Origin of the sequence: Streptomyces sp. NPDC048523, assembly GCF_043199815.1 — a bacterium.
Lineage (GTDB): Bacteria > Actinomycetota > Actinomycetes > Streptomycetales > Streptomycetaceae > Streptomyces.
In genome coordinates this window covers 228,879-241,582 of sequence record NZ_JBICWQ010000010.1, presented here as the reverse complement: position 1 = coordinate 241,582, position 12,704 = coordinate 228,879, and the positions used below count along the sequence as shown (strand labels likewise).

At 70.2% G+C, this 12,704-nt stretch carries 14 protein-coding genes; 7 read left to right on the top strand and 7 right to left on the bottom strand.

Going from position 1 to position 12,704, the window contains the following annotated elements:
* Nucleotides 1-383 precede the first annotated feature (383 nt).
* Complete coding sequence (locus ACGFWE_RS37785) at nt 384-1,025, bottom strand: DNA-3-methyladenine glycosylase (protein WP_393604685.1); 642 nt, start codon at nt 1,023-1,025, stop codon at nt 384-386.
* A gap of 141 nt (nt 1,026-1,166) precedes the next feature.
* Here ACGFWE_RS37785 and ACGFWE_RS37780 point away from each other — a divergent pair, with 141 nt between their 5' ends.
* From ACGFWE_RS37780 to ACGFWE_RS37770, 3 genes are all read left to right on the top strand, one after another.
* Entirely contained in the window at nt 1,167-1,949 is a 783-nt protein-coding gene (locus ACGFWE_RS37780; protein ID WP_352390390.1) for a sporulation protein, read from the top strand.
* Between the two features lie 43 nt (nt 1,950-1,992).
* The gene (locus ACGFWE_RS37775; protein ID WP_393604683.1) at nt 1,993-2,532 is read left to right on the top strand and encodes a YbhB/YbcL family Raf kinase inhibitor-like protein; all 540 of its coding nucleotides are present in this window, start codon (nt 1,993-1,995) and stop codon (nt 2,530-2,532) included.
* A gap of 151 nt (nt 2,533-2,683) precedes the next feature.
* On the top strand, nt 2,684-3,190 hold the full coding sequence (locus ACGFWE_RS37770) for an HNH endonuclease (RefSeq protein WP_062038853.1): 507 nt from the start codon (nt 2,684-2,686) through the stop codon (nt 3,188-3,190).
* Between the two features lie 158 nt (nt 3,191-3,348).
* Here the strand turns inward: ACGFWE_RS37770 and ACGFWE_RS37765 are convergent, their stop codons facing one another.
* The 3 genes from ACGFWE_RS37765 to ACGFWE_RS37755 form a co-directional block, all read right to left on the bottom strand.
* Nucleotides 3,349-4,287: an SPFH domain-containing protein gene (locus ACGFWE_RS37765; RefSeq protein WP_057618170.1), complete on the bottom strand. Its 939-nt coding sequence runs from the start codon at nt 4,285-4,287 to the stop codon at nt 3,349-3,351.
* A gap of 130 nt (nt 4,288-4,417) precedes the next feature.
* Entirely contained in the window at nt 4,418-4,849 is a 432-nt protein-coding gene (locus ACGFWE_RS37760) for an NfeD family protein (protein WP_352390392.1), read from the bottom strand.
* Nucleotides 4,850-4,943: 94 nt separating this feature from the next.
* Nucleotides 4,944-5,741 carry an ABC transporter ATP-binding protein gene (locus ACGFWE_RS37755; RefSeq protein WP_352390393.1) on the bottom strand — a complete coding sequence of 266 codons (798 nt, stop codon included), beginning with the start codon at nt 5,739-5,741 and terminating at the stop codon, nt 4,944-4,946.
* Nucleotides 5,742-5,882: 141 nt separating this feature from the next.
* On the opposite strand from ACGFWE_RS37755, the gene ACGFWE_RS37750 reads away from it, so the two are divergent.
* Nucleotides 5,883-6,671 carry a hypothetical protein gene (locus tag ACGFWE_RS37750; protein WP_393604680.1) on the top strand — a complete coding sequence of 263 codons (789 nt, stop codon included), beginning with the start codon at nt 5,883-5,885 and terminating at the stop codon, nt 6,669-6,671.
* A gap of 624 nt (nt 6,672-7,295) precedes the next feature.
* On the opposite strand, the gene chpE is transcribed toward ACGFWE_RS37750, so the two are convergent.
* The 3 genes from chpE to ACGFWE_RS37735 all read right to left on the bottom strand — a co-directional run bounded on the left by chpE (nt 7,296) and on the right by ACGFWE_RS37735 (nt 9,509).
* On the bottom strand, nt 7,296-7,541 hold the full coding sequence (chpE, locus tag ACGFWE_RS37745; protein WP_352390395.1) for a chaplin ChpE: 246 nt from the start codon (nt 7,539-7,541) through the stop codon (nt 7,296-7,298).
* A 155-nt stretch (nt 7,542-7,696) separates the two neighbouring features.
* Nucleotides 7,697-8,338: a response regulator gene (locus ACGFWE_RS37740; RefSeq protein ID WP_393604678.1), complete on the bottom strand. Its 642-nt coding sequence runs from the start codon at nt 8,336-8,338 to the stop codon at nt 7,697-7,699.
* Nucleotides 8,331-9,509 (bottom strand): GAF domain-containing sensor histidine kinase, encoded by a 1,179-nt coding sequence (locus ACGFWE_RS37735; protein ID WP_352390397.1) that lies wholly within the window; start codon nt 9,507-9,509, stop codon nt 8,331-8,333. The genes ACGFWE_RS37740 and ACGFWE_RS37735 overlap by 8 nt, the downstream gene beginning before the upstream one ends.
* A 186-nt stretch (nt 9,510-9,695) precedes the next feature.
* Between ACGFWE_RS37735 and ACGFWE_RS37730 the strand changes: the two genes are divergently transcribed.
* The 3 genes from ACGFWE_RS37730 (at nt 9,696) to ACGFWE_RS37720 (ending at nt 12,682) form a co-directional block, all read left to right on the top strand.
* Nucleotides 9,696-10,391, top strand: a complete 696-nt coding sequence (locus tag ACGFWE_RS37730) for an SDR family NAD(P)-dependent oxidoreductase (protein WP_352390398.1) — start codon at nt 9,696-9,698, stop codon at nt 10,389-10,391.
* A gap of 160 nt (nt 10,392-10,551) precedes the next feature.
* Nucleotides 10,552-11,628, top strand: a complete 1,077-nt coding sequence (locus tag ACGFWE_RS37725; RefSeq protein ID WP_393604675.1) for an S-adenosylmethionine:tRNA ribosyltransferase-isomerase — start codon at nt 10,552-10,554, stop codon at nt 11,626-11,628.
* Between the two features lie 298 nt (nt 11,629-11,926).
* Nucleotides 11,927-12,682, top strand: coding sequence for a transglycosylase SLT domain-containing protein (locus ACGFWE_RS37720; protein ID WP_352390400.1), 756 nt, complete (start codon nt 11,927-11,929; stop codon nt 12,680-12,682).
* Nucleotides 12,683-12,704 lie beyond the last annotated feature (22 nt).

The following is a 12,704-nucleotide window of genomic DNA, read 5'->3' as shown; positions in this document are numbered from 1 at the left end:
AAGTCCGATGGACGGGGTATCAACATATCTGGCGTTGATTTTTGGCACGCTGTTGAGTTCTCAAGGAACGGACGCTTCCTTTGTACTCACCCTCTTGGGCTTTCCTCCGGGCAGTTTCCCTTCGGTCTTGCGTTTCCGACTCTATCAGATCCTTTCGGGCCTGATTCCCTGTCGGCGGGGCCTTTCGACATTCACTACGTTAGCCGATTCCCTCGGCAACTCATAATCGAGTCCTGCGAGTTCGAATTCGGGCGTGCGGGCACGCCGAAATCGCCCCCGCCGAGGGGATGTCGTAGGTAGTGGTTTGTCCGCTCTCGGCTGCTGGCGATCGCCGTAACCGATTCAAGCGGCTCGGGCCACGTTACGCATCTTCCAAGAGCGAGTCAACTTGAGCGCCGCCTCGGGACATGAGCCCGGTAGGGGCTCACCGTCGGGTCGTCGGCGACCCAGAACCGCCAGGGATGGACGCCCCCTTCGCCCGCCACCCCCGTCCGGGGACCGTGGAGTACCTGGTCGGAGGGGACCGGGGCGCCGGTGAGCATCCTCAGCGGAGTCTCGTCCTGGGCACACGCGTCCGTGCCGTCCATGGCCCGGTCCACGCCCAGGGCCGTGGCCAGGCGGGCCGGCCCTTTGGCCAGTTCCTTGTCATTTCGGGCCGAGAGTCGACGTTTGCGGGCCAGCTCGGCGCCTTCGAGGATCTCGCCGGCGCGGAGCAGGACGGCGCTCGCGCGGCCTTCCGGTCCGCACACCAGGTTCATGCAGAACCACATGCCGTAGGTGAAGTAGACGTACACATGGCCGGGCGGACCGAACATCACGTCGTTGCGGGCGGTGCGGCCGCGGTAGGCGTGGGAGCCGGGGTCGTTCGGACCGTCGTAGGCCTCGACCTCCGTGAGGCGCACCGCGATCGGACCGTCGGGGGTCGTACGGACGAGGGTGCGGCCGAGGAGGTCGGGGGCGACTTCCAGGACAGGGCGGTCGAAGAACTCTCGTGGCAGTGGCGTACGGTCCGGGGGCGTGATCATGGCGTACGAGCGTAGTCCAGACGGGTGTGTGCCAAGGGGTGGTCAAGGGTTCGTCCGCTTGCCAGGGTGAGGGCGCGGAACCGACGACGGCCGGATCGCGTTTGTAGGGATCAGGAATCCGCGCGTTCTAAGAGGAGAGACATGGCGTTCAAGAAGCTGCTCGCGAGCCTGGGGGCCGGTGGGGCTTCGGTGGAGACGGTGCTGACCGAGGTCAACGTCGTCCCCGGTGGTGTCGTCCAGGGCGAGGTGCGGATCCAGGGTGGGTCCGTCGACCAGGAGATCGAAGGGCTGTCGGTCGGGCTCCAGGCCAAGGTCGAGGTCGAGAGCGGCGACCAGGAGTACAAGCAGGACATCGAGTTCACGAAGGTCTCGCTCGGCGGTGCCTTCACGCTTCAGGCCAACGCGGTGCACGCGGTGCCGTTCGGTCTGGAGATCCCGTGGGAGACGCCGATCACGGTGATCGACGGGCAGCCGCTGCGCGGTATGAACGTCGGTGTGACCACCGAGCTGGCGATCGCGCGTGCCGTGGACTCCGGTGACCTGGACCCGATCAGCGTGCACCCGCTGCCGGCGCAGAAGGCGATCCTGGACGCCTTCATGCAGTTGGGCTTCCGCTTCAAGAACGCGGACCTCGAGCGCGGCCACATCCGGGGGACGCGGCAGCAACTGCCGTTCTACCAGGAGATCGAGTTCTTCCCGCCGCAGCAGTACCGCGGGCTCAACCAGGTCGAGTTGAGCTTCGTCGCGGACGGCAACGCCATGGACGTCGTGCTGGAGATGGACAAGAAGCCGGGGCTGTTCAGCGAGGGCAGCGACACCTTCCGGTCCTTCCAGGTGGGACTGCACGACTACCAGAGCACCGACTGGGCCGCCTACCTCAACCAGTGGCTGTCGGAGGTCGGCAGCAAGCGCAACTGGTTCTAGGCTCGGAACTGCTGATTCCGGTAATCGATCAGGAGGTACCGAGGTGACCGAGCTCAAGCGGCGGCCGCTCCCCCATGACTTCCATCCGCCCGTGCCGTCGTTCACGGTGACGAGCGAGGACGTGCAGGAGGGCGGCACGCTCAAGGACGCTCAGGTCTACGCGGCCGGCAACACCTCTCCGCAGTTGCGCTGGGAGGGCTTCCCGCCGGAGACCAAGAGCTTCGCCGTGACCTGCTACGACCCCGACGCCCCTACGGGCAGCGGGTTCTGGCACTGGGTCGTGTTCGACATTCCGGCCTCGGTGACCGAGCTGCCGGTCGGTGCGGGCAGCGGCACGTTCGAGGGGCTGCCGGAGGGTGCCGTACAGGCGCGGAACGACTACGGGTCGAAGGACTTCGGTGGGGCCGCTCCGCCGGCCGGGGACGGGCCGCACCGGTACGTCTTCACCGTGTACGCCGTGGACCAGGACAAGCTCGGGCCCGATGCCGATGCGTCGCCTGCCTATGTGGGCTTCAACCTGCGGTTCCACACCATCGCGCGTGCTCAGTTGATCGGTGAGTACGAGGTGCCCGCCGAAGACTGACCTTCATCGTGCGTTTGCCCGCCTCTGGTCTTGGAATTGATCAGAGGCGGGCACTTTTTATTGCGTTGTCCATCTCGGCGTGCCCGGCCAGAGTTGATCCAGGCCCAGGCCCGCCAGGGGGTGGGACGGTGCACATGGGAGGTGGGCTGACATGCGGGACACGCTGGTACTGAACGCGAGCTTCGAGCCGCTGTCGACGGTGACGTTGAACCGAGCCGTCGTTCTGGTGCTGCAGGACAAGGCCGTCGTCGAGCAGTCCCACCCCGAACTGCGCATGCGCGGAGCCGCGGTCGACATACCGGCGCCCCGGGTGATCAGGCTGTGCAGGTATGTGCGGGTGCCCTTCCGAAGACAAGCTCCCTGGTCCCGGCGGGGTGTTCTGGTGCGTGACCGGCACAGGTGCGCGTACTGCGGGCGGCGGGCGACGACCGTGGACCACGTGGTGCCGCGGTCCCAGGGCGGCCAGGACACCTGGCTGAACACGGTGGCCTCCTGCGCGGAGGACAACCACCGCAAGGCGAACCGGACTCCGGCGGAGGCCGGGATGCCGTTGCTGCGGGAGCCGTTCGAGCCGACTCCGGCTGACGCGATGCTGCTGTCGCTGGGGCACGAGGACTTCTCCGCGCTGCCGGAGTGGTTGGCGCGGGACGCCGCCTAGTCATCTGCCGGGTGCGATGCTGATGCGGCTGCGGGTGCGTTGTGGTTTGTCGCGCCCCGCGGCGGAGCCGCATGTCGATACAGCCCCGCGCCCCTGAGTACGTGGGGGCCCGCCTTCCTTGGGAAGGCGGGCCCCTTTGTCGTACTGGAATCCCTGGGTCAGTCGATCTTCGGGGTCTCCCGGCGTTCCGAGCCGCCGTTGCCTCCGCTCGAACCGCCGCCGAAGTTGCCGAAGTTGCCCATGGCTCCGGAGAGGCCCTTGAGGGCGTCGCCGATTTCGCTGGGGACGATCCAGAGCTTGTTCGCGTCACCTTCGGCGATCTTCGGGAGCATCTGGAGGTACTGGTAGGAGAGGAGCTTCTGGTCCGGGTCTCCGGCGTGGATCGCCTCGAAGACCGTGCGGACCGCCTGGGCTTCGCCTTCCGCGCGCAGGGCGGCCGCCTTGGCCTCACCCTCGGCGCGCAGGATCTGGGACTGCTTCTCACCTTCGGCGGTGAGGATCGCGGCCTGGCGCGTGCCTTCGGCGGTGAGGATCGCGGCGCGCTTGTCACGGTCCGCGCGCATCTGCTTCTCCATCGAGTCCTGGATGGAGGTCGGCGGCTCAATTGCCTTGAGTTCGACGCGGTTTACCCGGATGCCCCACTTGCCGGTGGCCTCGTCGAGGACGCCGCGCAGGGCCGCGTTGATCTCCTCGCGGGAGGTCAGGGTCCGCTCCAGGTCCATGCCGCCGATGATGTTGCGGAGCGTGGTGACGGTGAGCTGCTCGATCGCCTGGATGTAGCTGGCGACCTCATAGGTCGCGGCCCGGGCGTCGGTCACCTGGTAGTAGATGACCGTGTCGATGTTGACGACCAGGTTGTCCTGGGTGATGACCGGCTGGGGCGGGAACGGTACGACCTGTTCGCGCAGGTCGATGCGGTTGCGGATGGTGTCGATGAACGGGACGACGATGTTGAGTCCCGCGTTGAGTGTCCGCGTGTAGCGGCCGAACCGCTCCACGATCGCGGCACTCGCCTGCGGGATGACCTGGATCGTCTTGATCAGGGCGATGAAGACCAACACCACCAGGATGATCAAGACGATGATGACCGGTTCCATCGTGCTCCCCGTGCCCTTCTCTGCCTCGGCGTTCTCGGAAGATCTTATGGTTGTTGAAGATCTTGCTGGTCGAGTGTGTCAGACCGTCGTACAACTCGTGGTGCGTTCGGTTCAGTTGCATCCTGCGAGGTCACATGACGATCGCCGTGGCTCCCTCGATGTCGACGACATCCACTTCCTGGCCCGCTTCGTAGGCCCGGCTGGTGTCGAGAGAACGGGCCGACCACACCTCTCCGGCGAGCTTGATCCGGCCGCCCGCGCTGTCGACGCGCTCCAGGACGACGGCCTGCTTGCCCTTCAACGCGTCGATGCCCGTGGCGAGTTGGGGTCGCTGGGAGCGGTGCCGGGTCGCGATGGGCCGTACGACGGCGATGAGGGCCACCGAGACGACGACGAAGACGAGCACCTGGGCGACGATGTCACCGCCGAGTCCGGCAGCGACGGAGGCGGCGACGGCGCCCATCGCGAGCATGCCCAACTCCGGCATCGCGGTCACCACGAGCGGGATTCCGAGCGCAGCCGCGCCGACGAGCCACCACACCCATGCGTCGATGTCGTTCACGTGGTCATGGTAGGTCCGCGGGTACCTCCGCGGACAGGGCGCAATGGAGCGGGAACGGGCTTCTTACCCTTGTTTTTGCGGGTACTTCACGTGATCACGACAGTGGCAGGCCCTGCGCGGTCCAGCGCTCGCCGACCTGCTCGACGACGAGGGGGAGGCCGAAGCACATGGAGAGGTTGCGGGAGGTGAGTTCGAGCTCCAGGGGGCCCGCGGCGAGCACCCTGCCCTGGCGGATCATGAGGACGTGGGTGAAGCCGGGGGCGATCTCCTCGACGTGGTGGGTCACCATGAGCATCGACGGGGCGATCGGGTCGCGCGCGAGTCGGCCGAGGCGGCGGACCAGGTCCTCGCGGCCGCCGAGGTCGAGACCGGCGGCGGGCTCGTCGAGGAGGAGGAGCTCGGGGTCGGTCATCAGGGCGCGGGCGATGAGGGTGCGCTTGCGCTCGCCCTCGGAGAGGGTGCCGAACTTCCGGTCCAGGTAGTCGCTCATGCCGAGGCGGTCGAGGAATGCGCGGGCGCGCTGCTCGTCGATGTCCTCGTACTCCTCCTGCCAGCCGGCGGTCATGCCGTACGCCGCCGTCAGCACGGTCTCCAGGACGGTCTGGCGCTTGGGGAGCTTGTCGGCCATGGCGATGCCGGCCATGCCGATGCGGGGGCGCAGTTCGAAGACGTCGGTGCCGGGCCTGCCGAGGGTCTCGCCGAGGATGGTCGCGGTGCCCTTGCTCGGGTAGAGGTAGCTGGAGGCGAGGTTCAGGAGCGTGGTCTTGCCGGCGCCGTTGGGGCCGAGGATGACCCAGCGCTCGCCCTCCTTGACCGACCAGTTGACCTGGTCCACCAGAGCCCGGTCCTCACGGACCACGGATACGTCCTGAAGCTCCAGAACATCGCTCATGAGCGCGTTGTCTCCCCTTGCAGTGTGACCGGTGTCGACGTCTCGGCTGGCGCGTGCGCGCTTTTGGGCGCAGCCCTCGATGAAATCTACGCCACCGGTCGGCTGCTCCCGTTCAGTGGTCCGGTCCTTAGGCTGGGGGGCATGCTCTCGGAACCGCGCTCTGGACGCCTTGCCGCTTGGGGAAACGGCCTTTTGGCCGGACTTGTCTCGCCGGACGACGCCGTACTGGCGATCGTCGGTGACGATGCCGTGCACCGGGTGGAGGGGCTGCCGGGTGAGACGGCGGCCGTCGGTCTCACCCTGGCGCTCGGGCGGCTGCGGGCGCTCGGGGTCACCGGTCTGCGGGTCGCGCTGCCCGCGCCCGGGCATCCGCTGGGGCTGAGCGGGCCGCCTGAGTTCAACGCGCGCGCGTTGGAGGCGGAGGAGGCGGTGGTCTGTCACGGCGCCGCGCTGGGCCTTGTGCCGGAGGTGTACGAGGCCGGGCCCGCGGGCGATGTGCATGTCGAGGTGGTGTGGCATGTGCTGCCGGTGCGGGAGGCTCCGCCTGCGGACGTTCCCTCGCTGGGCGAGGCCGAGCGTGAGCTCGCGGAGGCCTTGCGGGACGCGACCGAGGTGCTGTCGCGGCTGGACGTGGCCGGGTCGGGGCCGGTGGCGGAGGCGGCGATCTGGGCGTACCGGGCCCGGGCCGAGCGGGGGCGGGAGGTACTGGCGCCGGGGTATCCGCCTCGGGCGGTGCGGGTGTTGGAGCTTGCCCAGCGGGTGGGGTTGCTGGTGTCGCTGGCCTACGAGAACGGGCCCGGGGGCGCGGTGAGCTCCGCCGAGATGCGGGCTCGGGGGGAGGCGCTGCGTCCGGTGGAGCGGACGGGGCGGCGGGCGCAGGTCGCTGCGTACAACGCGTATGTGGAGGAGTTGGAGCGGGGGGTGCGGTGAGCGGCGTGGGGTTGGGTGGGGGGTGCGTGGCCCGGACCGTGTGGGGCTGGACGGCGGCGGGGGTGCGTGACCCGGCCCTGCCTGGGGCTGGACGGCGGCGGATGCGGTGACCGGCGTCGGGCCCGGCGGCGGGGCGTGGGCGTGCGGCCCTGCCGGGCGCGGGGTTGGACGGCAGCGGGCGTGACCCCGCCGGGCATGGGCTGGATGTCGGCGGGTGCGGTGACCGGCGTGGGGCCGGGCGGGAGGTGCGTGGCCCGACCGGCGCGGGGCTGGACGGCGGGAGGCGTGACCCCACCGGGCGCGGGGCTGGACTGCAGGAGGCGTGACCCCACCGGGCGCGGGGCTGGACTGCAGGAGGCGTGACCCCACCGGGCGCGGGGCTGGACTGCGGCGGGTGCGGTGATCGGCGTCGGGCCGGGCGGCGGGTGCGCGTGGCTCCATCCGCGGGCGGGCCGGCCCTCTCCGCGGGGCCCGCTCGCACGCTAAGGGGTGCCGCTCCGCTCCCTGAGGGACGCGTGACGTCTCGAGCCGATGGCCCGGTGACTGCGCGCGGGGAACGGACCGGCCTCCCGGGTGCGTGGTGCACCCGGGAGGCCGAAGTCACTCCCCGTTCGGCGAGGGAAGTCAGTGGTTGAGGCCGAGGTTGCCGAAGGCGGGGTTCAGCACGCCGATGACGTTCACGCTGTTGCCGACCGCGTTCACCGGGATGTGCACCGGGGCCTGGACGAGGTTGCCCGAGACGACGCCGGGCGAGCCCACGGCCTTGCCGTCGGCGTGCGCCCCGTCGGTGGCGGAGGCCATACCGGCACCGGCGGCGACCAGCCCGCCGGCCACCATCGTCACGGCCGCTACCTTCTTCAGGTTCTTCACTTCTAAGCCCTCCTAGCGATTGCCGCGGCAGTCGCCGCAGCATGCACTGAAGAACGGCGGGCCTCCCCGAAGGATGCGCCATTCGGGGGACATTCCCACGACGGTATGAATCTCACTCCGGAGCGGAACCCTCCGTATTGCCGTGTGTCTCGGGATCAACCGGCCGCTCCGTGACGTACCGCCCACAGTGCCGCCTGGGTCCGGTCCGCCAGGTCGAGTTTCATCAGGATGTTCGAGACGTGTGTCTTCACGGTCTTCTCGGAGAGGACCAGCGCACGGGCGATCTCCCGGTTGGAGCGGCCGTCCGCGATCAGTCCGAGCACCTCGCGCTCCCGCTCGGTGAGCGAACCGCCTCTTCCCTGGCCGGAGTTGTTCTCCTCCTGGGACAACAGGGCGCCCGCGACCTCGGGTTGGAGCAGGATGTGTCCGGCGTGGACGGAACGGATGGCGCCGGCGAGGGCGTCGGGGTCGACGTCCTTGTAGACGTACCCGGCGGCGCCCGCGCGCAGGGCCGGTACCACGGTGCGCTGTTCGGTGAAGCTGGTGACGATCAGCACGCGCGCGGGGTTGTCCAGTTCGCGGAGTCTGCGCAGGGCCTCGATGCCGTCCATGCCCGGCATCTTGACGTCCATGAGGACGATGTCGGGCCTCAGTTCCTCCGCGCGCGCGACGCCTTCGGCGCCGTCGGCGGCCTCGCCCACGACCTCTATGTCGTCCTGCACTTCGAGGAAGGTGCGCAGCCCCCGGCGGACGACCTGGTGGTCGTCGACGAGCAGGACCCTGATCGCGTCAGCCACCGGGGACCTCCATCTCGATCGTGGTGCCCTTGCCGGGCGCCGATTCCACGGTCAGCGTGCCGCCGACCCCGCTGGTGCGGTCCCGCATGGAGACCAGGCCGAGGTGGCGTCCCGCGCGGCGGACCGCCTTCGGTTCGAAGCCGCTGCCGTCGTCCGTGACGCGCAGGACGGCTCCGCTGCCGCGCCGGTCCAGGGTCACGTCGACATGTGCGGCTCCGGAGTGCCGCAGCGCGTTGTGCAGGGCCTCCTGGGCGACGCGGAGCATGGCCTCCTCCTGAGCGGCGGGCAGTGCGCGGACGTGGCGGGCGGTGAAGGTCACGCGCGCGGTGTGGGCACGGTCCAGGACCTGGATGTGGGTGCGCAGGGTGGCGGTCAGGCCGTCCTCGTCCAGGGCGGCGGGGCGCAACTCGACCACGGCGGCGCGCAGTTCGTCGGTGGCCTCGGCGGCGAGCGTGGCCACCTGCTGCATCTCGTCCTTGGCGCGGGAGGGGTCCCGGTCGACCAGGGCGGCGGCGGCCTGGGCGGTCAGGCGCAGCGAGAAGAGTTTCTGGCTGACCGCGTCGTGCAGTTCGTGGGCGAGGCGGGAGCGTTCCTCGGCGATCGTGAGCTCCCGGCTGCGTTCGTACAGGCGGGCGTTGGTCAGGGCGATCGCGGCGTGCTGGGCGAGGATCGAGAGCAGTTCCTCGTCCTCCTCGGTGAAGCCGCAGCTTCCTTCAGGCTTGGGGCACGGGGGGTGTGGGGGGTGTCCCCCCACAGGACGCAGCTTGTTGGCGAGGAACAGCGCGCCGATGACCTCGTCGCCGTCGCGGATCGGCAGGCCCAGGAAGTCGACCATGTCGGGGTGGGCGGCGGGCCAGCCCTCGAAGCGGGGGTCCTTGCGGACGTCGGCGAGGCGCTCGGGCGTGGCCTCGTGCAGCATCGCGGCGAGGATGCCGTGCTGGCGCGGGAGGGGGCCGATGGCCTTCCACTGGGCGTCGCTGACACCGTCGACCACGAACTGGGCGAAGCCGCCGTGGTCGTCCGGGACGCCGAGGGCGGCGTACTGCGCGTCGAGCAGCTCGCGGGCCGAGGCGACGATCGTCTTGAGGACGTCCCGCACCTCGAGGTGCCTGCTCATGGCCAGCAGCGCGGAACTCACCGCGGCGAGGCCGGACCGGGGGCCTTGACTCATGCCCTCAGCGTACGGGCGGGGTGTGACAGCGCGGATCGGACCTGTGACGGCTTCCGGCTAGGCCGGGCGACCTAGGGCGAAGGGCCTCACCGTTCTGCGGCCCGCGTCCGAGGCGGCGGGGCGGAGGCCCTTCCTACGTTGGGGGCACGCCGATCAGGAGGCGTGGACGACGAGGGGACGTGTGTCATGCCGGTAGCGATCATCACGGGGGCCTCGAAGGGGCTGGGTCGGGCGCTCGCCGAGGCGCTGGCCGCGCGGGGCTGGGACCTGGTGCTCGACGCGAGGACGGCCGAGGTCCTGAAGGAGACGGCGGCCGCCGTCGCCGGGCACGGAACCCGGGTGACGGCGCTGCCCGGGGACGTCACGGATCCGGCACACCGCGGGGAGCTGGTGGCGGCGGCCTGGAAGCTCGGCGGCGTCGATCTGCTGGTGAACAACGCGAGCGCGCTGGGCGTCGAGCCGCTGGCGCGTCTTGAGGAGCTGCCGCTGGAGGGGCTGCGCCGCGCGCTGGAGGTGAACGTGGTGGCCGCGCTGGGCCTGGTCCAGGAGGCGCTGCCGCTGTTGCGGGCGTCGGGGGCCGGCACGGTGATCGCGATCAGCTCGGATGCCGCCGCCGAGGCGTACGAGACGTGGGGCGGCTACGGGGCGTCGAAGGCCGCCCTGGACCACCTCGCTGCGGTGCTCGGCGAGGAGGAGCCGCAGCTGCGGGTGTGGGCCGTCGATCCCGGGGACATGGCGACCGACCTGTACGCGGCGGCCGTACCGGACGACAAGGACCCGCGGCCGGAGCCGGCGAGTGTGGTGCCGGGCTTTCTGCGGCTGCTGGACGAGCGGCCACCGAGCGGGCGGTACGAGGCCCCCTCGCTGCGGGAGGGCCGATGACACTCGCCCTGCGCGTACCGGAGGAGCTGTCGGCACAGGTGCCGGCCGAACAGGGCGGGCCCCGGCTAGACCGGACACGAGCAGCCGCCCTCGGCCCACAGCCCGCGCCGGCGAGGCGACCGAGGGCATCGTCCGGCGCCCCCTCGCTGCGGGAGGGCCGATGACACTCGCCGTGCGCGTACCGAAGGAACTGTCGGCACGGGTACCGCCCGAGCAGCGTGGGACCGGGCTCGACCGGGATGCCGTACGGCTGCTGGTGTCGCGGGGTACCGCGGTGTCGCACCACTCGTTCGGGGAGCTTCCGCGGCTGCTGCGGGCCGGGGACCTGCTCGTCGTCAACACCTCCCCCACGCTGGCCGCGGCCGTCGACGGTCGGATCGGGCACGCGCGTGTGGTGGTGCACTTCTCCACGCGTGGGGACGACGGCCGGTGGGCGGTGGAGCTGCGGGAGCCCGACGGGGAGGGCACCACGCGTGCGCGTGCGGGCGGGCCCGCGGGGACGGAGGTGCGGCTGCCCGGGGGCCTGCGGCTGGTGCTGGAGGATGCGGTGAGCGGGCGGCTGTGGTGGGCGCGGGTGTGCGGCGGGGAGGTTCTCGGGCTGCTGCGGGAACACGGGCGGCCCATCCGGTACTCCTACACGGAGCGGGACCAGCCGCTGTCCGTGTATCAGACCGTGTTCGCGCTGCCGTCGCCCGACGGGTCGGGCAGTGCGGAGATGCCCAGTGCGGCGCGGCCCTTCACCGCGCGGCTGGTGGTGGAGCTGGTGAGCCGGGGTGTGCAGTTCGCGCCGGTCACGCTGCACACGGGGGTGGCCTCGGCGGAGGCGCACGAGCCGCCGTACCCGGAGCGGTTCTCGGTGCCGGAGGCCTCCGCGCGGCTGATCAACGCGGTGCGGGCCGGGAACGGCAGGGTCGTGGCCGTGGGGACGACGGCCGTGCGGGCCGTGGAGTCCGCTGCGGCGGCGGACGGGGTCGTACGCGCGCGTGAAGGGTGGACGGACCTCGTCGTGACCCCGGAGCGCGGGGTGCGGGTGGTGGACGGGCTGCTGACCGGGCTGCACGAGCCGCAGGCCTCGCACCTGCTGATGCTGGAGGCGGTCGCGGGGCGGGCGGCGATCGACCGCGGCTACGAGGAGGCCCTGCGCCGGCACTACCTGTGGCACGAGTTCGGGGACGTGCATCTGCTTCTCCCCGAGGAGCCTCCTCACGCAGAGCATTGCGAGCGCAACTGCTGGTGAGAACACTGTGCGGTCGATGTGAGCCCGCACATAGGGCGCAGATCACGTACTAGGTGAAATAGGAGACAAAGGCTCCCGGCATGAACGGGGCAGACGTGTTGGTCTGTCCCGATTTGCCCTCCCCGGCTCCACTACCCAGGGTCGTACGTCACACCTTTGCCTGGGCGTTTTGCGGCAGCTAAGAATTGCCAACGTCGCTCAGCGCCGTGGGTTCCGCCCGCGGCGTTTGTGCCGGAAGCACCCGTCCGACACCCGGACAGCGAGCGACCTCCGCGCTATTCGAAGAGGTCCATTCCGCATGCCCAAGAACCCTTTCACCCGTCCTCACAGTCGTGCCCTGACCAAGCGCCACAAGATCGCCGTTGCCGGAGTCGCCACGCTCGGCGCCGCCGCCGTCGCCTTCAGCGCGGTTCCGGGCAACGCCGAGACCACCACCTCCGAGGTCGCCGTCTCCTCCGCCCCCGTGAAGTACACCTCCGAGCAGCTCAAGGGCCTCCAGGCGGACGTCAGCGAGCAGCTCGCCGCCAAGGCCCTGCAGAGCAAGGCCGCCGCCGAGGCGAAGGCAGCGAAGGCGCACGCCGAGGCGAAGGCCAAGGCCAAGGCCGCGGCCGCCGCGAAGAAGAAGGCCGCGCACGCCGCCGCCGCGAAGAAGGCCGCGCAGGCGCGCAAGGCCAAGGCCGCGAGCCGGGCCGCGCATCGCGCCAAGCTCAAGGCCGCGGTGCACAAGAGCTACGCCAACAACCTTGACGGCTGGATCAAGGAGTCCCTGGACATCATGAAGGCCAAGGGCATCCCGGGCAGCTACAACGGCCTGCACCGCAACATCATCCGCGAGTCCTCGGGCAACCCGAACGCGATCAACAACTGGGACATCAACGCCATCAACGGCATCCCGTCGAAGGGGCTGCTCCAGGTCATCCCGCCGACGTTCCAGGCGTACCACGTCGCGGGCACGTCCTGGAACATCTACGACCCGGTCGCCAACATCACCGCCGCCGCCAACTACGCGGCCCACAGGTACGGCTCGATGGACAACGTCAACAGCGCGTACTGAGGTCGCGCGGACCTCTTCTACG